This window comes from Actinomadura sp. K4S16, from assembly GCF_008327685.1.
Lineage (GTDB): Bacteria > Actinomycetota > Actinomycetes > Streptosporangiales > Streptosporangiaceae > Spirillospora.
Genome location: NZ_BDDE01000027.1, coordinates 64,702 through 87,793, shown reverse-complemented (window position 1 = coordinate 87,793; position 23,092 = coordinate 64,702). Strand labels below are relative to the sequence as shown.

At 73.1% G+C, this 23,092-nt stretch carries 21 protein-coding genes; 15 read left to right on the top strand and 6 right to left on the bottom strand.

Annotated elements, in window-relative coordinates; genetic code table 11:
* Nucleotides 1-82: 82 nt before the first annotated feature.
* On the bottom strand, nucleotides 83-1,537 hold the full coding sequence (locus K4S16_RS39060) for a PucR family transcriptional regulator (protein WP_149264133.1): 1,455 nt from the start codon (nucleotides 1,535-1,537) through the stop codon (nucleotides 83-85).
* 95 nt (nucleotides 1,538-1,632) lie between these two features.
* Between K4S16_RS39060 and uraD the strand changes: the two genes are divergently transcribed.
* From uraD to K4S16_RS39010, 10 genes are all read left to right on the top strand, one after another.
* Nucleotides 1,633-2,106: a 2-oxo-4-hydroxy-4-carboxy-5-ureidoimidazoline decarboxylase gene (gene uraD, locus K4S16_RS39055; RefSeq protein WP_235037371.1), complete on the top strand. Its 474-nt coding sequence runs from the start codon at nucleotides 1,633-1,635 to the stop codon at nucleotides 2,104-2,106.
* Nucleotides 2,103-2,417 (top strand): hydroxyisourate hydrolase, encoded by a 315-nt coding sequence (gene uraH / locus K4S16_RS39050; RefSeq protein ID WP_149264131.1) that lies wholly within the window; start codon nucleotides 2,103-2,105, stop codon nucleotides 2,415-2,417. The genes uraD and uraH overlap by 4 nt, the downstream gene beginning before the upstream one ends.
* Complete coding sequence (gene pucL / locus K4S16_RS39045) at nucleotides 2,417-3,277, top strand: factor-independent urate hydroxylase (protein WP_149264130.1); 861 nt, start codon at nucleotides 2,417-2,419, stop codon at nucleotides 3,275-3,277. The genes uraH and pucL overlap by 1 nt, the downstream gene beginning before the upstream one ends.
* Before the next feature lie 41 nt (nucleotides 3,278-3,318).
* Nucleotides 3,319-4,197, top strand: a complete 879-nt coding sequence (locus K4S16_RS39040; protein WP_149264129.1) for a xanthine dehydrogenase family protein subunit M — start codon at nucleotides 3,319-3,321, stop codon at nucleotides 4,195-4,197.
* Entirely contained in the window at nucleotides 4,197-4,682 is a 486-nt protein-coding gene (locus tag K4S16_RS39035) for a (2Fe-2S)-binding protein (RefSeq protein ID WP_149264213.1), read from the top strand. Before K4S16_RS39040 ends, K4S16_RS39035 begins: the two co-directional genes overlap by 1 nt.
* Nucleotides 4,679-6,040: an 8-oxoguanine deaminase gene (locus K4S16_RS39030; protein WP_149264128.1), complete on the top strand. Its 1,362-nt coding sequence runs from the start codon at nucleotides 4,679-4,681 to the stop codon at nucleotides 6,038-6,040. The genes K4S16_RS39035 and K4S16_RS39030 overlap by 4 nt, the downstream gene beginning before the upstream one ends.
* Entirely contained in the window at nucleotides 6,041-8,350 is a 2,310-nt protein-coding gene (pucD, locus tag K4S16_RS39025; RefSeq protein ID WP_200842373.1) for a xanthine dehydrogenase subunit D, read from the top strand. It abuts the gene before it with no gap.
* Nucleotides 8,347-9,645, top strand: a complete 1,299-nt coding sequence (gene allB / locus K4S16_RS39020; RefSeq protein WP_149264127.1) for an allantoinase AllB — start codon at nucleotides 8,347-8,349, stop codon at nucleotides 9,643-9,645. Before pucD ends, allB begins: the two co-directional genes overlap by 4 nt.
* Nucleotides 9,642-10,640: an allantoicase gene (gene alc / locus K4S16_RS39015; protein WP_235037370.1), complete on the top strand. Its 999-nt coding sequence runs from the start codon at nucleotides 9,642-9,644 to the stop codon at nucleotides 10,638-10,640. Before allB ends, alc begins: the two co-directional genes overlap by 4 nt.
* Before the next feature lie 79 nt (nucleotides 10,641-10,719).
* Nucleotides 10,720-11,583 (top strand): hypothetical protein, encoded by an 864-nt coding sequence (locus K4S16_RS39010; protein WP_149264125.1) that lies wholly within the window; start codon nucleotides 10,720-10,722, stop codon nucleotides 11,581-11,583.
* 58 nt (nucleotides 11,584-11,641) lie between these two features.
* Here K4S16_RS39010 and K4S16_RS39005 read toward each other — a convergent pair whose 3' ends face one another.
* Entirely contained in the window at nucleotides 11,642-11,875 is a 234-nt protein-coding gene (locus K4S16_RS39005) for a DUF397 domain-containing protein (RefSeq protein WP_149264124.1), read from the bottom strand.
* Between the two features lie 122 nt (nucleotides 11,876-11,997).
* Nucleotides 11,998-12,618, bottom strand: a complete 621-nt coding sequence (locus K4S16_RS39000; RefSeq protein WP_149264123.1) for a TetR family transcriptional regulator — start codon at nucleotides 12,616-12,618, stop codon at nucleotides 11,998-12,000.
* Nucleotides 12,619-12,854: 236 nt separating this feature from the next.
* On the opposite strand from K4S16_RS39000, the gene K4S16_RS38995 reads away from it, so the two are divergent.
* The 3 genes from K4S16_RS38995 to K4S16_RS38985 are packed head-to-tail and all read left to right on the top strand — an operon-like array spanning nucleotide 12,855 to nucleotide 16,757.
* Nucleotides 12,855-14,477 (top strand): AMP-binding protein, encoded by a 1,623-nt coding sequence (locus K4S16_RS38995; RefSeq protein ID WP_149264122.1) that lies wholly within the window; start codon nucleotides 12,855-12,857, stop codon nucleotides 14,475-14,477.
* A complete protein-coding gene (locus K4S16_RS38990; protein WP_149264121.1) occupies nucleotides 14,478-15,584 on the top strand; it encodes an acyl-CoA dehydrogenase family protein in 1,107 nt (368 codons plus the stop codon).
* Nucleotides 15,585-16,757 (top strand): acyl-CoA dehydrogenase family protein, encoded by a 1,173-nt coding sequence (locus K4S16_RS38985; protein ID WP_149264120.1) that lies wholly within the window; start codon nucleotides 15,585-15,587, stop codon nucleotides 16,755-16,757.
* 60 nt (nucleotides 16,758-16,817) lie between these two features.
* Here the strand turns inward: K4S16_RS38985 and K4S16_RS38980 are convergent, their stop codons facing one another.
* Nucleotides 16,818-18,257, bottom strand: coding sequence for a glutamate decarboxylase (locus K4S16_RS38980; protein ID WP_149264119.1), 1,440 nt, complete (start codon nucleotides 18,255-18,257; stop codon nucleotides 16,818-16,820).
* Between the two features lie 257 nt (nucleotides 18,258-18,514).
* Entirely contained in the window at nucleotides 18,515-19,207 is a 693-nt protein-coding gene (locus K4S16_RS38975) for a TetR family transcriptional regulator (protein WP_149264118.1), read from the bottom strand.
* Nucleotides 19,208-19,348: 141 nt separating this feature from the next.
* Between K4S16_RS38975 and K4S16_RS38970 the strand changes: the two genes are divergently transcribed.
* Nucleotides 19,349-20,968: an MFS transporter gene (locus K4S16_RS38970; RefSeq protein ID WP_149264211.1), complete on the top strand. Its 1,620-nt coding sequence runs from the start codon at nucleotides 19,349-19,351 to the stop codon at nucleotides 20,966-20,968.
* Nucleotides 20,969-20,992: 24 nt separating this feature from the next.
* A complete protein-coding gene (locus K4S16_RS38965) occupies nucleotides 20,993-21,664 on the top strand; it encodes a rhomboid-like protein (protein WP_149264117.1) in 672 nt (223 codons plus the stop codon).
* Nucleotides 21,665-21,670: 6 nt separating this feature from the next.
* Here K4S16_RS38965 and K4S16_RS38960 read toward each other — a convergent pair whose 3' ends face one another.
* Complete coding sequence (locus K4S16_RS38960; RefSeq protein ID WP_149264116.1) at nucleotides 21,671-22,939, bottom strand: RNA polymerase sigma factor; 1,269 nt, start codon at nucleotides 22,937-22,939, stop codon at nucleotides 21,671-21,673.
* Nucleotides 22,940-23,092: the final 153 nt, after the last annotated feature.

The window sequence follows — 23,092 nt, the reverse complement described above, 5'->3', positions numbered from 1 at the left end:
GGAGGAGTGCGCCTCCGTGCACAGCATTACATGAACACGAGTGTTCCGTGGAGAGTCCGGGGCGGAAGCCGTCGGTTTTCGATCACACGAGGAGGGCGAGGAAGAAGTCGACGCGGTCCTCCATCCGGGACAGGTCTCGGCCGGTCAGCTCCTGGATGCGCTGGATGCGGTAGCGGACCGAGTTGACGTGCAGGTGGAGCTCCTCGGCGCAGCGCGTCCACGAACCGGAGTTGCGCAGGAACGCCTCCAGCGTGCGGACGAGGCCGGCGCCGTGGGCCCGGTCGTAGGAGTGCAGGGGGTCCAGGAGGCGCACCCGGAACATCTGGCGGACGTCGTCGGGGACGCTCGCGAGCAGCAGCACGTGGGTGGCGAGCTCGTCGTGCCGGACGACGCAGACAGGGGAGGGGCGGGTGGCCGCGAGGCGGCGGGCATGGCGCGCCTCCTCGACGGCGCCGCGCAGGTCCGGCGGCGCGGCGGTGCCCCCGTCCCCGACGGCGCCGCTCACCCCTACGGCGATGCGGGTGCCCGCCAGCCCGGGGGCGAGGGGGCCGAGCGCGTCCTGGACGGCGGCGGCGACGTCCTGCCCGGCGCACGGGACGAGCGCGACGGCCTCCCCGTCCAGCAGCCCGACCACCGGGCGCGGCGCGGGCACGACCTCGGACAGGACGGTGCGCAGTTCGCCCGGCCGCAGCGACCCGTGCGCGGACGCGGCAACGGCCACGACCGGTGAGCCGAACCCTTCCGGGAGAGCGCCCCCCGCGACGGCGGCGGACACGATGTCCTGGGACGAGCGGTCGTCGGCGCGCAGCCGGGCCCGTTCGAGGGCGACGATGGCGGCGAGCTCGCCGGCCAGCGTGTGGCGTTCGGGCGGCCAGTCGGCGAAGTCGCCCTCCAGCGCCACGAACCAGTCCGCGACCCGGGGCGTGTCGGCGGGGGACACGGGGAACAGCGACACGTCCTGGGCGGGGACGTGGTGCGGGAACCGGGGCGCGGTGAGGAAGGCGGCGGCCAGGGCCGCGGGGCCGGCCGGCGCCGGACCCGCGACGACGCGCCCGGTCGGGGCGAGGACGTGGCAGTGGCCGACCAGGTCGAGGACGGCGTCGAGCCCCGTCCCCTCGACAAGGCGGCGGTGCCGGTCGAGCAGCGCGGTGAGATCGGCGGCGCGGGCGCTCGACAGGTGCCGCACGACCTCCTCGGTCACCGTCGCGAACGCCACGTCCTCCGGGACCTTGAACAGCGGGAGCCGGTGCCGGCGGCAGGCCTCCACGAGGTCGTCCGGGATGGCGCCGAGCGCGAGATCCCATGCGGCCAGCCCGGAGACCCCCGCCCCGGCGAGGGCGGCGACGAACGCCTCGGAGTCCGCCGGCCCCGTCCGCCAGACGAGACCGGTGAGCACGAGCTCGCGCCCGCGCAGGTAGCGACCCGGATCGAGTAGATCGGTGGTGACGACCCACCGGATCGGCCGGTCCAGCCCGTCCTCCCCGGTGACGACCTCCAACCGCAACCCGGGCATCGCGAGCAGCGAACGCAGCTTCATGTGTAGCAAGCTACAAAAGACCGTCCGCGACCGGCGGCTCAGTTCGGAGGTCCTGTCTCTCGACCGGGGTCGGGGGGACCTTGTCTACTGCAAGCGTGGTGGAACCGAGTGCGGAGGAGCTGGCGGCGTGCTGCGCGTCCCGGCGGTGGGTCGCCGCGGTCGCCGGGCGGTCCTACGCCGATCTCGCCGCGCTGCGCGCGGCGTCGCGGCGGGCGCTTGACGAGCTGGACTGGCCGGACGTCGAGGAGGCGCTCGCGGCCCATCCGCGCATCGGGGACCGGGCGGGCGGCGGCTCGCGGGAGGCCCGCTGGTCGAGAGGCGAGCAGGCGGGGGCCACGGGCGCGGCGGCCGATGTTCAGGACGCCCTCACCGCGGGAAACCGGGCCTACGAGGAGCGCTTCGGCCACGTGTTCCTGATCCGCGCGGCCGGGCGCTCCGCCCTGGAGATGCTCGGTGCGCTGCGGGAGCGGCTCGGCAACGACCCCGAGGCGGAGCGGGACGTCGTCCGCCGCGAGCTGGCGGAGATCGTCGACCTGCGGCTGGCCAAGCTGGTGGAGGAGGACGCGTGAGCCTGTCCACGCACGTACTGGACGCGGCGAAGGGGCTGCCCGCCGCAGGCGTGGCCGTCCGGCTGGACCGGCGCGACCCGGGCGGCGGCTGGACGCCGGTCGCCGAGGCCCGCACCGACGCCGACGGCCGCGTCCGGGAGTGGGGCGCCGAGCCCGGCGAGGGGGTGCACCGGCTGACGTTCGCCACCGAGGGGCTGTCGGACTTCTACCCCGAGGTGACGGTCGCGTTCACGATCGACGACCCGGGACGGCACTACCACGTCCCGCTGCTGATCAGCCCGTTCGCGTACTCGACCTACCGGGGGAGCTAGTGGCGATCGTTCTCGGGCCCAACCGCTACGGCAAGGCGGAGACGCGCGTCGTCCGCGTGACGCGGGACGGCGGCGCCCACCGGATCAAGGACCTGAACGTCAGCGTGGCCCTCTCCGGCGCGATGGACGAGGTGCACCTGACCGGCGACAACGCGGCCGTGCTGCCCACCGACACGCAGAAGAACACCGTGTTCGCGTTCGCCCGCAAGCACGGCATCGGCGCGATCGAGGACTTCGGGCTGCTGCTCGCGCGGCACTTCACCGGCTCGCAGCCGGCGATCACCCATGCCCGGGTGGAGATCCGCGAGTACGGCTGGCGGCGCATCACCGGCGGGCACTCGTTCGTCCGGGACGGCGGCGAGGTGCGCACGGCGCTGGTCCACTGCGGCGACGGGGGCGAGTCGGTCGTCTCCGGCCTCACCGACCTGGTCGTCCTCAACTCCACCGGCAGCGAGTTCCACGGCTTCGCCCGGGACGAGTACACGACGCTCGAACCCACCGACGACCGGATCCTCGCCACGGCGGTGACCGCCCGGTGGCGGCACCGGAGCACGACCGGCGCCTGGGACGACTCCTACGCCGCCGCCCGCGACGGCCTCCTGCACGCGTTCGCCGAGACGCACAGCCTGTCGCTCCAGCAGACGCTCTACCAGATGGGACGCCGCGTCCTGGCCGAGCGCCCGGAGATCTGCGAGGTCAGGCTGGCGCTTCCGAACAAGCACCACTTCCTGGTCGACCTGGAGCCGTTCGGCATGGACAACGACAACGAGGTCTACTTCGCGGCGGACCGCCCGTACGGGCTCATCGAGGGCACGGTGCTCACCGACGACGCGCCGGACGCCCCGGCGGCCTTCGAGTGAGGTCCCGCGAAGGGGTCCCGCCCATGGAGGAATACTGAGATATGGACTTCCTGCGACCGGTGACCTGGGAGGACGCGCTCGCCGCCAAGGCCGTGCGGCCGGGCGCGCTGCCCGTCCAGGGCGGCACCGACGTGATGGTCGAGATCAACTTCGACGCGCGGCGGCCCGAGGCGCTGCTCGACCTGACCCGGATCCGCGACCTCGCCGAATGGGACGAGGCGGACGGCCGGCTCCGCGTCGGCGCCGGCGTGCCCTACGCGCGGCTGATCACCGAGCTGGGCGGGCGGCTGCCCGGCCTCGCCCAGGCGTCCCGGACGGTCGGGTCGCCGCAGATCCGTAACCGCGGCACCGTCGGCGGCAACCTCGGCGCGGCGTCGCCCGCCGGGGACGGCCACCCGCCGCTGCTGGCCGGGGACGCGGTCGTCGAGGCCGAGTCGGCCGAGCGCGGCGTCCGGATGATCCCGGTCGCGGAGTTCTTCACCGGCGTGAAGCGCAACGCGCTCGCGCCGGACGAGCTGATCCGCGCGTTCTGGACGCCGCCCGCGTCCGGCCCGCAGTACTTCTCCAAGATCGGCACCCGGAACGCGATGGTGATCGCGGTCTGCTCGTTCGCGATCGCGCTGCACCCCGCGGAGCGCCGCGCCGGGACGGGCCTCGGCTCGGCCGCCCCGACGCCGCGCCGCGCCGCGGAGGCCGAGGCGTTCATCTCCGCCGAGCTGGACTGGGACGGGCGGGGCCCGCTAGCCGAGTCGGCGGCGCGGCGGTTCGGCGAGCTGGTGCGGGACGCGGCGTCGCCGATCGACGACGTCCGCGGGACCGGCGACTACCGCAGGCACGCCCTGGCGGTGCTGGCGCGCCGGACGCTCGCCTGGGCGTGGGACGACTACCGGACGGGGACCGCGGGAAAGGCGGCATCGTGATGCGCGTGAACCTGACCGTCAACGGCTCGGCCGAGGCCGTGGACGACGTCTGGGAGGGCGAGAGCCTGCTCTACATGCTCCGCGAGCGGATGGGCCTGCCCGGCTCCAAGAACGCCTGCGAGCAGGGCGAATGCGGCTCGTGCACCGTCTACCTGGACGGCGTGCCGGTGTGCGCCTGCCTGGTCGCGGCGGGCCAGGCCGAGGGCCGCGAGGTCGTCACCGTGGAGGGGCTGGCGCAGGGGCCGCCGGGCGAGGAGCGGCTCGACCCCGTCCAGGAGGCGTTCGTCGAGGCGGGCGCCGTCCAGTGCGGGTTCTGCACGCCCGGCCTGATCGTCCAGACGCACGACCTCGTCGAGCGGAACCCGGCGCCGTCGGACGCGGAGATCCGCGAGGCGCTGGCGGGGAACCTGTGCCGCTGCACCGGCTACGAGAAGATCCTCGACGCGGTGCGCCTCGCGGCCGAGCGCAGGGCGGGTGCCCGATGAGACGCGTCGTCATCGAGAACGCGCACGTCGCCACCGTGTCCGGGGAGGAGTACCCGGACGGCCACATCGTCGTCGACGGCGACCGGATCACGGCCGTCGGCCCCGGCCCCGCCCCGGAGGCGGGCGCGGGCGAGACCGAGCGGATCGACGGGACGGGCTGCCTCGCCACCCCCGGCCTGGTCAACTCCCACCACCACCTCTACCAGTGGGCCAGCCAGGGCATGGCCGTCGACGGCACCCTGTTCGAGTGGCTGACGACCCTCTACAAGCCGTGGTCGAAGATGGACGCCGAGGTCGTCGCCGGCGCCGCCACGGCCGGGCTCGCGTGGCTCGCCAAGTCGGGCTGCACGACGTCCACCGACCACCACTACCTGTTCCCCAAGGGGCGCGGCGACCTGTTCGCGGCCGAGATCGAGGCCGCCCGGGAGATCGGCCTGCGGTTCCACCCGGCCCGGGGGTCGATGGACCGGGGCGAGTCGCAGGGCGGGCTGCCCCCGGACGAGGTCGTCGAGGACCTCGACACGATCCTCGCCGAGACCGAGGCCGCGATCGACCGCTACCACGACCCCTCGCCCGGCTCCATGCTGCGCGTCGCCGTCGCGCCCTGCTCGCCGTTCTCCGTCACGCGGGACCTGCTGGTCGAGTCGGCCCGCCTGGCGCGCGGCAAGGGCGTGCGGCTGCACACCCACCTCGCCGAGACGCTCGACGAGGAGGAGCACACCCGGGAGCAGTTCGGCATGACGCCGACCGAGTACATGGACTCGATCGGCTGGCTGGGCCCCGACGTGTGGCTCGCGCACTGCGTCCACCTGCACGACACCGACGTCAAGCGGCTCGCCGAGACCCGCACCGGCACCGCGCACTGCCCGAGCTCCAACGCCCGCCTCGGCGCCGGGATCGCCCGCGTGTCGCACCTGCTGGAGGCGGGCGCGGCGGTCGGGCTCGGCGTGGACGGGGCGGCGTCGGCGGAGCTCGTCCCGCTGGCCGGGGAGCTCCGGCAGGCGATCTACATGCAGCGCGCCCGGTACGGGCCGACCGCGCTGTCCGCCCGGCAGGCCCTGGAGATCGCGACCCTCGGCGGCGCCCGCTGCCTCGGCCGCGAGGACGAGATCGGCTCCCTCGCGCCGGGCATGCTCGCCGACGTCGCGCTGTGGCGGGTCGACGGCTTCCAGGCGGCGGTCGACGACCCCGTCGTCGCGCTGGCGTTCGGGCCGGTGCCGCCGCTGGAGCGCCTGCTCGTCGGCGGGCGCACCGTCGTGGCCGGCGACACGCTCGCCACCGTCCCGCAGGACGAGGCCGGGCGGCGCGGCGCGGACGCCCACCGCCGCCTGATGCGGCTCGCGGAGGAGGTGCTCTGAATGACGTCCCCTACCAAGAGCCCCGCCCCCGCGGCCGCTCCGGGCACCGGCGGGGTCGGGGAGAGCCCGCTGCGCCCCGACGGCACGCTCAAGGTCGCCGGAGAGTTCGCCTACGCGTCCGACCTGTGGATGGAGGGGATGCTGTGGGGCGCGACGCTCCGCAGCCCGCACCCCCGGGCCAGGATCCGGTCGCTCGACATCGGGCCCGCGCTCGCGATGCCCGGCGTCCGCGCCGTCCTCACCCATGAGGACGTGCCCGGCCGCAAGACGTTCGGCATCGACCACACCGACGACCAGCCCGTCCTCGCGATCGACCAGGTCCGGCACCAGGGCGAGCCGGTCGCGCTGGTCGCCGCCGACCACCCCGAGACGGCGCGGCGCGCGATGGACCGGATCGCCGTCGACTACGAGGTGCTGGAGCCGGTCACCGACCCGCGCGCCGTCATCGCCGACCCGGAGGGGCTCAGGGTCCAGGACCGCGGCGGCATCACCCGCCACCAGCCGGTCCGGGTCGGGGACGTGGACGCCGCCAAGGCCGAGGCGGCGGTCGTGGTGTCGGGCGAGTACGAGGTCGGCATCCAGGACCAGGCGTTCCTAGGGCCGGAGTCCGGCCTCGCGATCCCGGCCGAGGACGGCGGCGTCGACCTGCACGTCTCCACCCAGTGGATCCACAACGACCTCAAGCAGATCGCGCCCTGCCTCGCGCTGCGCGAGGACCAGATCCACATGACGCTCGCCGGAGTCGGCGGCGCGTTCGGCGGGCGCGAGGACCTGTCGATGCAGATCCACGCCGCGATGCTGGCGCTGCACACCGGCAGGCCCGTCAAGATGTCCTACAACCGGTACGAGTCGTTCTTCGGGCACGTCCACCGGCATCCCGCGCAGATGCGGTACGAGTTCGGCGCCGCGCGCGACGGCAGGCTCCTCTACGCGGACGTCGAGATCGTCCTGGACGGCGGCGCGTACACCTCGTCCACGATGAACGTCGTCGGGAACGCCGCCTCGCTGGGCGTCGGGCCCTACGAGATCCCCAACATCCGGATCGACGGCTACGGCGTCTACACCAACAACCCGCCGTGCGGCGCGATGCGCGGGTTCGGCGCCGTCCAGGCGTGCTTCGCCTACGAGTCGATGATGGACAGGCTCGCCGCCGCCTGCGGCCTCGACCCGCTGGAGATCCGCCGCCGCAACGCCGTCTCGCAGGGGTCGAGGCTCGCGACCGGGCAGGTCATCGAGTCGCCCGCGCCGCTCGCCGAGATGCTCACCCGGCTGGAGGCCATGCCGATGCCTCCCGGACCCGACCGGCCCGACCTGCGCAACCTGCCGGGCGGGGTGTCCCAGACGACCCACGGCGAGGGCGTCGTGCGGGGCGTCGGCTACGGCGTCGGGCTCAAGAACATCTGCTTCTCCGAGGGCTTCGACGACCTGTCCACGGCCCGCGTCCGGCTGGAGGTCATCGGCGGGGAGGCGACCGCGCTCGTGCACACCGCGGCCGCCGAGGTCGGGCAGGGCCTCGTCACCGTCCAGGAGCAGATCGCGCGGACGGAGCTCGGCGTCCAGCGGGTCACGATCGCCCCGGCGGACAACCGGGTCGGCGACGCCGGGTCCTCCAGCGCGTCCCGCCAGTCGTACATGACGGGCGGGGCGGTCAAGACGGCCTGCGAAGCGGTCCGCGCCGAGCTGCTCGCGCGCGCCGCGCGCCGCTTCGGCCGCACCGACCTGGCCCTGGTCGGCGGGAAGATCATGTCGCGGGCGGACGGGGCGCTCGGCACGATCGAGGACGTCCTCGGGGACGCCGCCATCGAGGAGACCCGCGAGTACCACCACCGGCGCACGACCCCGATGGACCCCGTCACCGGGCAGGGTCGCACCCACACCCAGCTCGCGCTCTGCGTGCACCGGGCCGTCGTCGACGTGGACGTGGACCTCGGCCTGGTCAAGGTCGTCGAGCTGGCCGCCGTCCAGGACGTCGGCAAGATCATCAACCGCACCGGGGTGGAGGGCCAGATCCACGGCGGGACCGCGCAGGGCCTCGGCCTCGCGCTGATGGAGGAGATCGTCGTGACCGGCGGCCTCATCCGCAACCCGTCCTTCACCGACTACCTGATCCCCACCATCCTCGACATGCCGCCGATGCGGCTGGAGATCCTGGAGAACCCCGACCCGGAGGCCCCCTACGGGCTGCGCGGCGCGGGGGAGCCGCCGACGCTGTCGTCCACGCCCGCCGTCGTCGCGGCGATCCGGGACGCGACGGGCCGGGCGCTGACCCGGGTCCCCGTCCGCCCGGAGCACATCGTGGCCGGCCCGTGACACCGGCCGACCTCGTGATCCGTTCCCCCCGGACCGTTCTGCCCGAGGGCGAGCGGCCGGCGGCCGTCTCGGTCCGCGACGGCCGCATCGCCGCGATCCTGCCCTACGAGACCCCCGCCTCGGTGGACCTCGGCGACGTCGCGCTGCTGCCCGGACTCGTCGACACCCACGTCCACGTCAACGAGCCGGGCCGCACCGAATGGGAGGGCTTCGCCACCGCGACCCGCGCCGCCGCGGCGGGCGGCGTGACCACGCTCATCGACATGCCGCTCAACTCGCTGCCCCCGACCGTCGACCCGGCCGCGCTCGCGGCCAAGCGCGCCGCCGCCGAGGGCGCGTGCGCCGTGGACGTCGGCTTCTGGGGCGGCGCGGTCCCCGGCAACGCGTCCGCGCTCCGCCCGCTGCACGACCTCGGCGTCTTCGGGTTCAAGTGCTTCACCTCCGACTCGGGCGTCCCGGAGTTCCCGCCTCTCGCGCCCGACGAGATGAAGACGGCGTTCCGCGAGATCGCCTCGTTCGGCGGCCTGGTCATCGTGCACGCCGAGGACCCGGCATCCCTGGCCCCGCCGTCCGGCGGCGACTACGCCGCGTTCCTGGCCTCCCGCCCGCCGTCCGCCGAGCGCCGCGCCGTCGAGCGGGTCGTCCAGTTGGCGGAGGAGACCGGGGTGCGCGCCCACATCCTGCACCTCTCCGCGGCCGACTGCCTGGACGTCCTCGCGAAGGCCCAGGCCGGCGGCCTGCCGGTGACCGCCGAGACCTGCCCGCACTACCTGACCCTCTGCGACGGCGACGCCGGGACCGCCGCGTTCAAATGCTGCCCGCCCATCCGCGACGCGGCCAACCGCGACCGGCTCTGGCAGGGTCTCGCCTCCGGCGTGATCTCCTGCGTCGTCACCGACCACTCGCCCTGCACCCCCGACCTGAAACGCGGCGACTTCGCCACCGCGTGGGGCGGCATCTCGTCCCTGCAACTCGGACTGCCCGCCGTCTGGACGGCCGCCCGCGCCCGCGGCCACGACCTGGCCTCGGTCGTCCGCTGGATGTCACAGGCCCCCGCCGCGCTCGCCGCCGTCCCCGGCAAGGGCGGCATCGTCCCCGGAAACGACGCCGACCTCGTCGCCTTCGCCCCCGAGGAGACGTTCAGCGTCGACCCCGCGTCCCTCCACCACCGCCACCCCGTCACCCCCTACGAGGGCAGGACGCTGACGGGAGTCGTCCGGGCCACATGGCTGCGGGGCGTACGCATCGCCGACACCCCCACCGGACGCCTGCTCACCCGATCGGAGCCCCGGTGACCGACTTCACCTCCCTGCCGGACCTCGCCGTCCGCACGCTCGGCGGATCGGTCATCGCCGCCAGCGACGAGTCCTTCGCCGAGAAGGAGAACCTGCTCAACCCGTGGAAGCCCGCCTTCCGGCCGGAGACCTTCGGCCCGAAGGGCCAGCTCTACGACGGCTGGGAGACCGCCCGACGCCGAACCCTCGGCCACGACTGGGCCCTGATCCGCCTGGGCCTCCCGGGCCAGATCCAGGGCGTCGTCATCGACACGGCGTGGTTCAAGGGCAACTACCCCCCGCACGCCTCGGTAGAGGCCTGCTTCGCGTCCGGCTACCCCAGCCCGTCGGAACTCGAAGCCGCCGACTGGGTGGAGATCGTCCCGAGAACCCACCTCAAAGGCGACACCGCGCACGCTATCCCGACCACCGAGCCGGACCGCGTCTTCACCCACGTCCGCCTCAACATGTTCCCGGACGGCGGCATCGCGCGGCTCCGCGTCCACGGCAGGGTCGTCCCCAACCCGGCCTTCCTGAGCGGCCTGACGGTGGACCTGGCCGCCCTGGAGAACGGCGCGCGCGTCCTCGACTGCTCCGACCGCTTCTACTCGTCCCCCGACAACATGCTGTTCCCCGGCCTGGCCCGCACCCAGGCCGAAGGCTGGGAGACGTCCCGCCGCCGCGACGACGGCAACGACTGGGCCGAGATAGCCCTCGCCGCCCCCGGCACGATCGCCCTAGCCGAAATCGACACTACAAACCTCAAATTCAACGCACCCGCCGAGGCCCAACTAACGGCCACCACAAACACCGGCGAACGAACCACCATCCTCCCGCGCACCCGCCTACAACCCGACACCCGCCACCGCTTCCGCCTGAAAACGGAAGAGGTATCAAGGGTCCGCCTGGACATCTACCCCGACGGCGGCATAGCCCGCCTCCGCCTCTGGGGCGCCCTAACCCCCAAAGCGGAACAGGCCCTGATAACCGCCTGGAGCACCCAAACTCGCCAATAATGCACTGTGATGCACGCCACACTTATAGTTATTGGATAGTCACGGTATCTAACCGTATCGGTCAAGTAACTTTCCGCACATGGTCACCACCAAACACGAAGGGCCCATCCAGATCATCCGGGACAACCCGGAAGTCGTGGCCCAATTACTCAAAATCGCCTTCGGAATCGAGGTTTCGGACGCGTCCACCATCCGGTCGACGAGCGAGGCCTGTACCCAGCTGACCCCCGCCGCCTACGTCGCCGACAACGTCGTGGAGATATGCGAAGGCGGGTCGACCAAGCCCACCATCGGCGTCGTCGCCGAGACCCAGCTCGCCAAAGATCCCGACAAGCAGGGCAGTTGGCCGCTCTACCTGACCTCCCTGCATGCCAAGCTCATGTGTCCGTGCTATCTCCTCGTCATCTGCCCCAGCCGATCGGTGGCGGAATGGGCGCGGGAGTCGATCCAGATCGGCCACCCGGGCTTTGACCTCACCCCGTACGTGATCGGCCCCGGCCTGGGGCCTCTCGTCACCACCCCCGACCAGGCCGCGCAAATGCCTGAGATGACCATCTTGGCCGCACTGGCCAACATCATCCCGTCCGACAGGGGGTCCCTGGAGATCACACACGCAGCCCTCGCCACCATCTCGAACGAGGATGAGGAAAAGGGGCGTCTGTACACTGACCTGGTAACAGACGTGCTCTCGAAAGCCGCCCAGAAGATCTTGGAGGAGTACGTGAACACCGGAGTCGCCGGATACAAGTACAAGAGCGAGCCGTTCCGGCGTGCGTACGCCGAAGGCGAGGCCAAGTCGGTGCTGATGGTCCTCGACGCGCGGGGGCTGTCGGTGTCGGACGAGGTTCGGGAGCAGATCCTGGCCTGTACTGACCAGGAGCAGTTGGACCAGTGGCTGGTTCGCGCCGCCACGGCTGAGAGCGTCGACGACCTGCTCGGCTGAGGCGGCTTCGCGATCGACGAGAACGCCCCCCGGTGGTCGCCGGGGGGCGTTTTCTTGTTCAGGAGGCTTCGGTGGGGTCTTCCAGGAGGTCGTCGAACTCGCCGTCCTTGACGCCGGCGATGAAGGCGTCCCACTCGGCCTCGGTGAAGTAGAGGATCGGGCCCTCGGGGTTCTTGGCGTCGCGCATGACGACGGCCCGCTCACCGAAGTCCTTGTGCTGGACGGGGACGTCCTTGCCATCGATGAACTCGATGATGACCCCGTCGCTGAGGATCGGTTCCTGCTCGGTCACTGGCACCCCTTGCTCGTCCTGGGTCCTGTCGGATCCAAGGCTAATGGGGAAGGCATGGGCGCCACGTGGGAATGCGTTGGGGAGGTGACTCTCCGTTCGCGTCCGGCTCGGGGCGGGCGCGGTCAGTCGATGAGGAGGCGGGAGGCGGTGATCTCCAGGCGGGCCTGGATCTCCTCGGCGGTGGCGTTGCCGCGCAGCATCTCGATCATCTCCATGGTCCAGATGCCGGACAGGGCGCGGGCCGCGAGGCGGCGGGGGTCCTCGGCGGGGATGTCCTCCGGCGGGCCGGACGCGGCGCGCAGCAGCAGCTCGCTCATGCGGTCGCCGAAGTCGGTCTTGACGTCGGACAGCAGGAGGGAGCGGATCAGCGCCTCGGCCAGCTCCGGCTCGCGCATCAGGCCGCGGGTGGCGCGCATCAGCACCTCGACGGCGCGGTCCGGGGCGGCGCCCGCGCGGGGCGGGCGGCGCTCGATGCTGCCTTCGAGGAGGTCGATCTCCTCGCTGACGACGGCGACGACCAGGTCCATCTTGGACGGGAAGTAGCGGTAGAGGGTGCCGAGGGCGACGCCGGCGCGCTCGGAGACGGTGCGCATCTGCATCGCCTCGATGCCGCCGCGCGAGGCGAGCGCCGCGGCCGCCTGGACGATACGCTTGCGCCGCTGGTGCTGGCTGCGGGAGCGCACGCCCTGGCCGCCCGGCTGACCCCGGGTCTGGTCCCCGGCCACTGTCGGCTCTGCGGTCACGGTCGCCTTCCCTTCTGTGCGGGCTCGGCCGCCCGACGGTCCCCCCAAGCGTACCGCTCTTGCGAGAACCTGTTATCTGATCAGCCCATCGCGATCTCGTCTCGGCCGCCCATACCCGGCCGGTCGCCCATGACACCCAGGGGAACCGGGTTGCGGACGAGGGAGATCGGCCCTCTGGACACTTAGTAGAATCTGTTCTACTTTTTCGCCGTGGGACGGACCAGGGAGGTGGGCCGGTGAGCGTCGCGGCGCTGCTGGAGGCGCGGGCGGACGACGACCGCCCCGGGCTGCGCTCCGCCGACGACGGCCGTACCTGGACGTGGCGGGAGGTCGTCGAGGAGTGCGCGTCCCGCGCCGCCTGGCTGAGCGGCCAGGCGCGTCCCGAACGTCCGGTCCATGTCGGGGTGCTCCTCGACAACCATCCCGAGGTGGTGTTCCTCCTCGGCGGCGCGGCGCTGTCCGGCGCGGTGGTGGTGGCGCTGAACCCGACGCGGAGCGCCGCCGAACTCGAGGGCGACGCCGAGCGCGCCGACTGCGACCTCGTCGTCAGCCAGCCCCGGTACGCCGAGAAGGCCGCCGCGCTCGGGCTCCCCGTCGTGGACGTGGACGCTCTCGCCGAACTGGTCGCGCCGTTCGAGGGCTCCCCGCCGCCCGACGCGTCGGAGATCGGGCCCGGCACACTGCTCATGCTGATCTTCACCTCCGGGACGTCGGGGCGCCCGCGCGCCGTCCGCGTCACCCACCGGAAGGTGGTCGTTCCGGGCGAGATGCTCGCCGAGCGCATGCTGTCCCCGGAGTCGGTCGTCTACTGCCCGATGCCGCTGTTCCACTCGGGCGCGGTCATGGCGGCGTACGCGCCCGCGCTGGCCGCAGGCGCCGAACTGGTGCTGCGCGCCCGGTTCTCGGCGTCGGCCGTCCTGCCGGACGTGCGCGCCCGCGGCTGCACCTACCTGCACTACGTCGGCAAGGCCCTCTCGTACGTGCTGGCCACGCCCGCCAAGGACGACGACGCCGACAATCCGGTGCAATTCGCCTTCGGGAACGAGGCGGCGGCGGTGGAGCAGAAGGCCTTCGGTGAGCGATTCGGGTGTTTCGTCATCGACGGCTACGGCTCGACGGAGACCGCGATCGCGCTTTCGCCCGACCCGCTCGGCCCGCAGGGCGCGCTCGGGAAGCTGGCCGAAGGCGTCGCGATCCTCGACCCGGCGACCGGGCGGCCGTGCCCGGCAGGGGTGTTCGACGAGGCCGGACGCCTGCTGAACGGCGACGAGGCCGTGGGGGAGCTGGTCAACACCGGCGACCTCGGCCTGTTCGACGGGTACTACAAGGAGGACGCCCCCGACCGGCTCCGCGACGGCATGTTCTGGAGCGGCGACCTCGCCTACGCCGACGCGGACGGCTACGTCTTCTTCGCCGGGCGCACCGGCGACCGGCTCCGCGTGGACGGCGAGAACTTCGGCGCCGTCCAGGTGGAGCGCGTCCTGGCGGAGCTGCCCGGCGTCCGGCAGCTGGCGGTGTACGGGGTACCGGACGCGGCGTCCGGCGACCAGGTGATGCTCGCCGTCGCCGCCGACGCCTTCGACCCCGGCGCGTTCGCGGACTACGTGCGCGGGCGCGCCGACCTGAGCCCGAAATGGATCCCGCGCTACGTCCGGGTGGCGCGGGAGCTGCCCGCGACCGCGTCCAACAAGATCCTCAAGCGCCGGCTGGCCCGGGACGCCTGGCGCACCGACGACCCGGTGTGGTGGCGGCCCGGCCGCGACCTCGACTACCGCCCGCTGACCGCGCCGGACGCGGCGGCGCTGCGGGCCGAGTTCGAGCGCCGCGGCCGGCTGCACCTGCTGGAAGGGAGCGGATGAGTGGACTTCAACCTCGACGAGACCCAGCAAGAGATCAAGGGCCTCGCGGCGGACGTGCTCGCGCGGGAGGCCGCGCAGGAGCGGCTGGAGGCGTTCGAGAAGAGCGGCGCGCCCTATGACGACGTGACGTGGAAGGCGCTCGCGCAGGCGGGGCTGCTCGGCATCGTCCTGCCCGAGGACGCCGGCGGCGCCGGGCTGGGGCAGGTCGAGCTGGCGGTCGTCCTGCGGGAGGTCGGCGCTCGCGTCGCGCCCGTCCCGGCGTACGCCTCGCTCGCACTGGCGGCCGTCCCGATCGGGGCGCACGGCACGGCGGAGCAGCGCGCCCTGCTCGCCCCGCTCACCGAGGGCGCGGCGGTGCTGACGGGCGCGTACCGCGAGGTCGGCCCGGTCGGGGAGGTCGCCACGACGGCCCGCGAGGACGGCGGCGGCTACGTGCTCGACGGAGTGAAGACGTTCGTCCCGTACGCGCGGGAGGCGTCCCTCATCCTGGTCCCGGCCCGCGTCGAGGGCGGCGGCATCGGGGTGTTCCTCGTGGAGCCCGCCGCCGTGTCGATCACCGAGCAGCCGTCGGCCACGAGCGAGCCGCTGTCGCGGATCGCCCTGGACGGGGTCCGGGTCGGCGCGGACGCCCTGCTCGGCGGGACGGCGGACGGCGCCGCCTGGGACACCCTGCGCCGCTCGGCCGTCGCGGGCGCGGTCGCCGTCGCGTCCGGCGTCATCGACGGCGCGCTGGAGCTGACCAAGGAGTACACCAAGACGCGCGAGCAGTTCGGCCGGGCGCTCGCGCAGTTCCAGGCGGTCACGATGCAGATCGCGGACGTCTACATCGCCAAGCGCGCGCTGGACGTGGCCGTCTGGGCGGGCGTGTGGCGCCTCGCGCAGGGCGCGGACGACGCCGAGGAGGTCCTCACCATCGCGGCCTACAACGCGTGCGACCCCGTGGTGAAGGCGCTCTACACCTGCCAGCACCTGCACGGCGGCATCGGCCTGGACATCACCTATCCGCTGCACCGGTACTTCGCCTGGGGCAAGCACTGCGGGCATCTGCTCGGCGGCGGCGAGGACCGGCTCGACGCGCTCGGCGCCCTCATCGCTCAGGAGGCCTGAATGTTCATCGACCTGACCGACGAGCAGAAGCGGCTGCGCGCCGAGCTGCGGGAGTACTTCGAGAACTGCCTGACGCCGGAGCAGCGCGCCGCCGTCCGCGCCGACCCGTTCGGCCCGCCCTACCTGGAGCACTGCCGGCGCCTCGGCCGCGACGGCATGCTCGGCGTCGCGCTCCCGAAGGAGTACGGCGGCCGGGGCTACGGGCCGGTCGAGCAGACGATCTTCGCCACCGAGATCGCCCGTGCCGAGGTCACCTACCCGCTGATCACGCTGAACTCGGTGGCGCCGACGATCCTGCAGTACGGGTCGGACGCGCACAAGGAGTACTTCATCCCGCGCATCCTCGCGGGCGAGTGCCACTTCGCGATCGGCTACAGCGAGCCGGGCGCCGGCACCGACCTCGCCGCGCTGCGCACCACCGCCGTCCGGGACGGCGACCACTACGTCGTCAACGGCCAGAAGATCTTCACCTCCGGCGCCCACCACGCCGACTACGTGTGGCTCGCGGCCCGCACCGACCCGGAGGCCAAGAAGCACAAGGGCATCTCGATGCTCATCGTGGACTGCGAGGACCCCGGCTTCTCCTGGACGCCGATCATCACGATGGACGGCGCGCACCACACGAACTCGACGTACTTCCAGGACGTCCGCGTCCCGGCCGACATGCTGATCGGCGAGGAGAACAAGGGCTGGGACCTCATCGTCAACCAGCTCAACCACGAGCGGGTCACGCTCGGTCCGGCCGGGAACATCGGGCACGTCCACGTCCGGTTCGCGCGCTGGGCCCGCACGACCCCCGGACGCGACGGCCGCCCGCTGATCGAGGAGCCCGCCGTGCGGCGCGCGGTCGCGCAGGTCTACGCGTACCTGCGCGCCAACGAGCTCCTCAACTGGCAGGTCGCGGCGAACCAGGACCTCGGCTGGCTCGGCGCGGGCGACGCGTCCGCCACCAAGATCTACTCCTCGGAGCGGATGATGGAGGTCGGCCGGATCGTCGGGGACGTCCTCGCCCGCTACGGAGACCCGGGCGACCCGGAGACGGCGGACTTCACGGCGTCCGTCGACCGGCTCGCGAAGGGCGCGCTCGTGCTGACCTTCGGCGGCGGCGTCAACGAGATCCAGCGCGAGCTGATCGCGATGATCGGTCTCGGCCTGCCCCGGGCGCCCCGCTGATGCCGCGCCAGGGAGTCAGCTGGGTCTGACGGCGGTTCGGCCGCCTGCCCCGGCCGCCCGTCAGACCTTCCTGGCCCGGACCTTCTTGGGCTCGGCGCCGTGCGCGAAGCCGCCGGCCTGCTGCGGGTCGCGGTGCGGCTGCTTCTGGGAGCGGAGCCGGAGCGTGGTGCGGCGGAGGTCCTCGAGGAACAGGTCGGCGAGGTCGTGCCCGAACCCGTTGCGCACCACGACGCGCAGGACGTCGAGGTCGGTGCGGTTCTCGGGGAAGCTGTAGGCGGGCACGAGCCAGCCGGACTCCCGCAGCGCGGCGGAGACGTCGTAGACGGTGAAGCCGTCGAAGTCGTCCCTCACCCGGAACGCGAAGACCGGCAGGTCGCCGCCGCCGGTGAGCGTGTAGTACGGGTAGGTTCCGTCGATCTCGGTGGCCAGCCGGGTGGCGACGTCCCGGCACGTCTGCTGGACGCGGCGGTACCCGTCGAAGCCGAGCCGCAGGAAGTTGTAGTACTGGGCGACGACCTGCGCGCCGGGGCGCGAGAAGTTCAGCGCGAACGTCGGCATGTCGCCGCCGAGGTAGTTGACGTGGAAGACGAGGTCGTCCGGCAGGGCCTCCTCGTCCCGCCACAGCGCCCAGCCCACGCCGGGCATGACCAGCCCGTACTTGTGGCCGGAGGTGTTGATGGAGGCGACCCGGGGCAGCCGGAAGTCCCAGAGCAGGTCCGGGTCGAGGAACGGCGCGATCATCGCGCCGGACGCGCCGTCCACGTGGATCGGGACGTCCGGCCCGCCGCGCGCCTGCAGGTCGTCGAGCGCCGACGCGATGTCGGCGACGGGCTCGTAGCTCCCGTCGAACGTGGACCCGAGGACGGCGACGACGCCGATCGTGTTCTCGTCGCACAGCTCCACGGCCTCGGACGCGCCGAGGTGGTAGCGGTCGCCCTCCATCGGCACGTACCGGGGCTCGACCTCGAAGTAGTTCGCGAACTTCTCCCAGCAGATCTGCACGTTGACGCCCATGACGAGGTTGGGCCGGTCGGCCGGCTCGCCCGCGGCCCGCCGCCGCCGCTGCCAGCGGCGCTTGAGCGCGAGCCCGCCGAGCATCGCGGCCTCGCTCGACCCGGTGGTGGAGCAGCCCACCGCCTTGTGCGGGTGCTCGGCGCGCCAGAGCTGGGCGAGCATCCGCACGCACCGCATCTCCAGTTCCGCGGTGCGCGGGTACTCGTCCTTGTCGATCATGTTCTTCTCGGCGCACTCGGCCATCAGCACCCGCGCCTCCGGCTCGGCCCACGTGGACACGAACGTCGCCAGGTTCAGGCGGGCGTTGCCGTCCAGCATCAGCTCGTCGTGGACCACCTGGTAGGCGGTGGACGGCTCCATCTCCCGCGCGGGCAGCCGGTACCGCGGGATCGTCATCGGCTCCCGGCTGAAGATGGGGTTGACCTCCAGGTCGCGGCCGCCGCGCCCGGGGCGGAGCGGGTCCTTCGGAGCCCTGTCGCCCTCCATGTCGCCCTCCTCCTCCGTGCGGGGACGGGCCGTCCCCCGGTTCGCACGGAAGTACCCCCGGCACCGCCCCGCACACCCGGCGCGACCGCGTCCTCGCAGGTCGGCAAGGGGATCCCACGGCGCAGGAGGGACCGGACGCCATCCCCGAAGGCCGGCCGCCGGGTGGGAGGATCAGATGCCGTCGGGCACGCGGCAGTGCCGCCCGGCCCGGACGGGCAGACGCCGTCCGGGGCGGTTCCGTCGCCGGGGCGAGCGGGTCAGTCGCCGTCCGGACCGGTTCGGTCGGCGGGCGGGACGGGGTCGTTCAGGCCGCCTTCGAGGATGGCGAAGGCCTGGTCGACGGTCTCCGACAGCGTGGTGAACGTCCCGCCGAGGCGGCTGACGGCGTCGGCGGAGGCCTGGAAGGCGCAGGTGGTGGCGGCGGCGACGACGTGCGGGCGCAGATCCGTGGCGGGATCGAGGCCCATCCGCTCGGCGATGACCTCGGTGAGCAGCGCCTGCTTGCGCTGTGCGTGCTCCAGGCTGCCGGCCATGAGCGTCGGGCTGTCGCTCATCATCGTCAGCATGCACTCGAAGCGGCCCGGCTCGAACCCGAGCTCGCCGGCCTCGCAGGCGCGCGCGATCTCCACCACGGTGTGCCGCAGCGCGGTCATGATCGGCTCGTCCGGCGGGCGTTCGCCGAGCGCGGCCAGGACGGCGCGGGTCTGCTCCTCCTGGAAGGTGAGGGCGACGTCCTCCTTCGAGGCGAAGTAGCGGAAGAACGTGCGGGACGAGACGTCGACGGCGTCGGCGATCTCCTCGACGGTGGTGGCGTCGAACCCCTTCTCGGCGAAGAGGGTGAACGCCGCGTCGACGAGCGCCTCTCGGGTGCGCTGCTTCTTGCGTTCGCGCCTGCCCGGGGGCTGGGAACCGGGGCCGGGTGTGCCGGTCTCGGGGGCGGTCGCGGTCATGCGCGCATTGTAATCGCCCGGCGATCCCCCGTCGACCGTTGCCTGTCGTGATGTGAAACATGTCGTGTCGAGACCAAGGGCAGTTGACGACAAGTGTCATGCCATGACAATTTTGGAACCCTGCCAAGCCGGAGGTCGATGATGACTCAATCCCAGGGCGCCGAGATCCTCGAACCGGGCGCCGTCCCCATAACGCCGCGCGACCAGGCGCGCGGCCGTCCCGCGAGAGCGGGCCACGGCCATCCCTGGCTCACCCTCGTCGCGGTCGCGCTGGGCGTGATGATGGTCGGGCTGGACGCGACCGTCGTGTCCATCGCCAACCCCGCGATCGCCAAGGACCTCGGCGCGAGCCTGTCCGGCCTGCAGTGGGTCACCAACGCCTACCTGCTGGCGCTCGCCGTCACGCTGATCCCCGCCGGGAAGATCGCCGACCGGTTCGGCCGCAAGCGCACGTTCCTGGCGGGCGTCATCGGGTTCGCCGTGTCGTCGCTGCTGATCGGGCTCTCGGGCGGGCTCGGCATGGTGATCTTCTGGCGGGTCGTGCAGGGCTTCGCCGGAGCGCTCCTGCAGCCCGCGAGCCTCGCCATCCTGCGCAACACGTTCCCGGCCGAACGGCTCAACGCCGCGATCGGCATCTGGGGGTCCACGGTCGGCATCTCCATCGCGGGCGGCCCGATCGTCGCGGGCCTGCTGGTGGAGAACGTCAACTGGGAGTCGGTGTTCTTCCTGAACGCCCCGCTCGGGCTGGTCGCGCTGCTCGTCGGCCTGTGGGTGATCCGCGAGTCGCGGGACGAGGAGGCCGCCGGCTCGTTCGACCTGCCGGGTGTCGCGATGCTCAGCGGCGCCCTGTTCGCCCTGGTCTGGGGGCTCATCAAGGCCGGCGAGAACGGGTTCGGCGACGCGGTGCCGCTCGTGTCGTTCGCCGCGTCCGTCGTGCTGTTCGCCGCGTTCGTCTGGAACGAGCTGAGGGTCGAGCGCCCGCTGCTGCCCCTCGGGCTGTTCCGGTCGGTGTCGCTGTCGGCGGCGACCGGCCTCATCGTCCTCGGCTTCTTCGGGATGTTCGGGACGATCTTCTTCATCACCCTGTACCTGCAGCAGGTGCACGGCATGAGCCCGGTGGACGCGGGCGTGCGGATGCTGCCGATGACCGGCGTGTTCATCGTCGCGTCCCCGGTGGCGGGCGCGCTGACCAGCCGGTTCGGGCCGCGGGTGCCCCTCGTCCTCGGGATGGCGTTCACCGCGGCCGCGATGTTCGGCCTGTCGCGCATCGGGGTGGACGCCCCGTACGTGCAGCTGTGGCCGTGGTTCGTGCTGGTCGGCCTGGCGTTCGGGATGGTCATCGTGGCCGGGACCGAGGCCATCGTCGGCAACGCGCCCGCCCACCTCGCGGGCGTCGCGGGCGGACTCCAGCAGACCGCCGCGCAGGTCGGCGGCGTCCTCGGCACGTCGGTGCTGGGTGTGCTGCTCTCGACCAGGGTGGGGGACGTGCTGTTCGGGCGGCTCACCGACGCGGGCCTGCCCGGAGCGGCGGCGCGCCAGCTGGAAGGGCAGGGCGGGCTCGTGTCCCAGGGCGTGGCGCCCGTGCCGCCCGGCACGTCGAAGGAGGCGGCGGACGCCATCACGACCGGGAGCCACCTCGCGTTCATGGACGGCTTCCAGACGTCCCTGACCGTGGCGGGCGCCGTCGCGCTCGCCGCGATCGTCGCCGCGCTCCTGGTGCGGCGCGGCGCCTCTCCGGTCGAAGGCGCCGTGGCGGCGTAGGTCCCGGATTAGGCTGCCGGTGTGATGGGTTTCGCGAGGCTCGGCCGGATCCTCAGGTCCTATCCGATGCCTGTGACGTTCCTCGGGCTGTTCGCGGCCGTGTGGATGGTGCAGGCCCTGGTCCTGCCGCCGGGCGCGCGGCAGGCGGTGATCGCCTGGGCGAGCACCAACCTGGCCAACCTCGCGGTCAACCCGGTCGGGACGCTGGTCGCCTCGGCGTTCGTCGCCGAGGGGGCGCAGGGCGTGCTGCTCGTCGCGGTGGCGATCGGGCTGTTCCCCATCACCCGGCGGTTCGGGAACCTGCGGGCCGTCGCCCTCATCGCCGCCTCGCACGTGCTCGGCACGCTCATCAGCCAGGGCATCGCGCTGGTGCGGCTGGAGGCGGGCCTGCTCTCGGACTCCGTCCGCACGATCCCCGACGTCGGACCGTCCTACGTGCTGTGCGCGGCGCTCGTCGCGGCCTTCCTGTACGGGCACGGGCGCGTCCGCCGGCTGCTCGCGCTGGCCGGCTGGTGCGCGCTCGCGCCCGTGCTGCTGGACGGCCTGCTCACGCTGGAGGTCGCCGCCGTCGGCCACGTCGTGGCCATGCTCACCGGCGCACTCGTCGGTTGGCTGCTCCTCGTCCTGGAACGCCGCCACGAGCCCGCCGCGGCTCCGGCGCCCGCTTCCCCGGTCGCCGACGCCGCGCAGGCCTGACGCCCGTCAGTCTTTGCTCGGCTGCGGAGCCGGGTTGGAGGTGGGGTTCGGGCTCGGGGTGCCCGGGTCCGACGGCGGGTCCGACGGGGGGTCGGTCGGGGGCGTCGTCGGGTCGGTGGAGCCGTCGTCCGGCGGGGTCGTCGGGTCGGACGGCGAGTCCGGGGGAGTGGTCGGCGTCGAGTCGTCCGGAGGCGTGGACGGCTTCTCCGGCTTCGAGGGGGCGCCGGACACCGGCGGCCTCTCGCGCGCGGGCTCCTTCGACGGAGAGGTCGCGGGCGGGGCCGGCGCCGCGCCGCCGCCCGGCGCGCCGCCCTGGGTGCCGCCCGCCTGCTGCGGCGGCGAGCCGTACGCGCTCGTCACCGGGTTCCCCGAGCCGCCGTCCGCGCGCTTCGTGCCGGACAGGCCGGGCGCCGGGTCCTGCGGGACGCCGCCGCTCGTCGTGGACGCCGGGTGGGTCTGCCCGCTGCTGGACGTCGGGACGAGCGAGGCGGCGCTGCCGCCCTTGGCCGTGGGCCAGGACACCAGCAGCCCGATGACGGCGGCGGCCGAGGCCGCGACGCCCGCGACCGCGCCGAGGCCCCGGGAGACGCGGCCCTTGGGGGTCGCGCCGGGCGACCCGTGCTTCGGGCGGTCCGCCCGCTCCGGACCGATGACGACGAGCGGGCTGGGCGCGATGACGCTGGGCAGCGGCCGGGTGGCCTCCTCCTCGCAGGCGGCGAGGACCTGCTCGCGCAGCCAGCCCGGCGCGTGCGCGGGGGCCCGCCGGGCGAGCAGCCGAGGCAGACGCCCCTTCTCGAACGCGGAGATGAGGTCCAACTGCGGCGCGGCGGTGCCGCGCATCAGGATGTCGAGGACGGCGCGCTCCAGCCGCGTCCGCGCCGCGTTGAGCAGCTGCATCACGGTGTCCGGCGCGATGCCGAGGACGCGGGCGATGTCGTGCGGTTCGAGCCACTCGCCCGCCCACAGCAGCAGCACCTCGCGGTGGTCGGAGCGCAGGCCCGCGGCGGCGCGCAGCAGCGGGTCGGGGTCGGCGAACAGCGGACCGCGGCCGCCGGCGGCGCCCACCTCGCCGGTGAAGGCGCCGCGCTCGGCGCACGCCGTGCGGGAGAGCGAGTAGAGCCAGAGGACGCTGTCGCCGCGCGGCGGCTGGTGCACGGCCGCGCTGAACGTGTCGCCCACGGCCGCCGCCGCGAGCTGGTCGCCCACGAGCGACCAGCAGTAGGCGTACAGGCGGTCGGCGTGCGCGTCATAGAGCGAGCCCAGGTCTCCGCCCATGTGAGCCCCCGTCTCCGTCCGGTTTCACTTCCGACAAAACGTGCATATCGCTGGCCAGGGGGACTCTAGCGCTTCCGGTCAACCCATGAGAAGCCGGAGATCGGACGTTACGTCGAATAGCACGGAAGGTAGCAGTGAGGGCTGCGGACAGTG

Excerpts from the sequence above, each read along its gene's own strand:
- K4S16_RS38960 (WP_149264116.1), bottom strand. The coding sequence starts at position 22,939 with ATGGGCGGAGACCTGGGCTCGCTCTATGACGCGCACGCCGACCGCCTG.
- K4S16_RS38970 (WP_149264211.1), top strand. The coding sequence starts at position 19,349 with ATGACTCAATCCCAGGGCGCCGAGATCCTCGAACCGGGCGCCGTCCCC.
- K4S16_RS39060 (WP_149264133.1), bottom strand. The coding sequence starts at position 1,537 with ATGAAGCTGCGTTCGCTGCTCGCGATGCCCGGGTTGCGGTTGGAGGTC.
- K4S16_RS38985 (WP_149264120.1), top strand. The coding sequence starts at position 15,585 with ATGTTCATCGACCTGACCGACGAGCAGAAGCGGCTGCGCGCCGAGCTG.
- K4S16_RS38975 (WP_149264118.1), bottom strand. The coding sequence starts at position 19,207 with ATGACCGCGACCGCCCCCGAGACCGGCACACCCGGCCCCGGTTCCCAG.
- K4S16_RS38980 (WP_149264119.1), bottom strand. The coding sequence starts at position 18,257 with ATGGAGGGCGACAGGGCTCCGAAGGACCCGCTCCGCCCCGGGCGCGGC.
- pucD (WP_200842373.1), top strand. The coding sequence starts at position 6,041 with ATGACGTCCCCTACCAAGAGCCCCGCCCCCGCGGCCGCTCCGGGCACC.
- K4S16_RS39010 (WP_149264125.1), top strand. The coding sequence starts at position 10,720 with ATGGTCACCACCAAACACGAAGGGCCCATCCAGATCATCCGGGACAAC.
- K4S16_RS39035 (WP_149264213.1), top strand. The coding sequence starts at position 4,197 with ATGCGCGTGAACCTGACCGTCAACGGCTCGGCCGAGGCCGTGGACGAC.
- K4S16_RS38965 (WP_149264117.1), top strand. The coding sequence starts at position 20,993 with ATGGGTTTCGCGAGGCTCGGCCGGATCCTCAGGTCCTATCCGATGCCT.
- K4S16_RS39040 (WP_149264129.1), top strand. The coding sequence starts at position 3,319 with ATGGACTTCCTGCGACCGGTGACCTGGGAGGACGCGCTCGCCGCCAAG.
- K4S16_RS39030 (WP_149264128.1), top strand. The coding sequence starts at position 4,679 with ATGAGACGCGTCGTCATCGAGAACGCGCACGTCGCCACCGTGTCCGGG.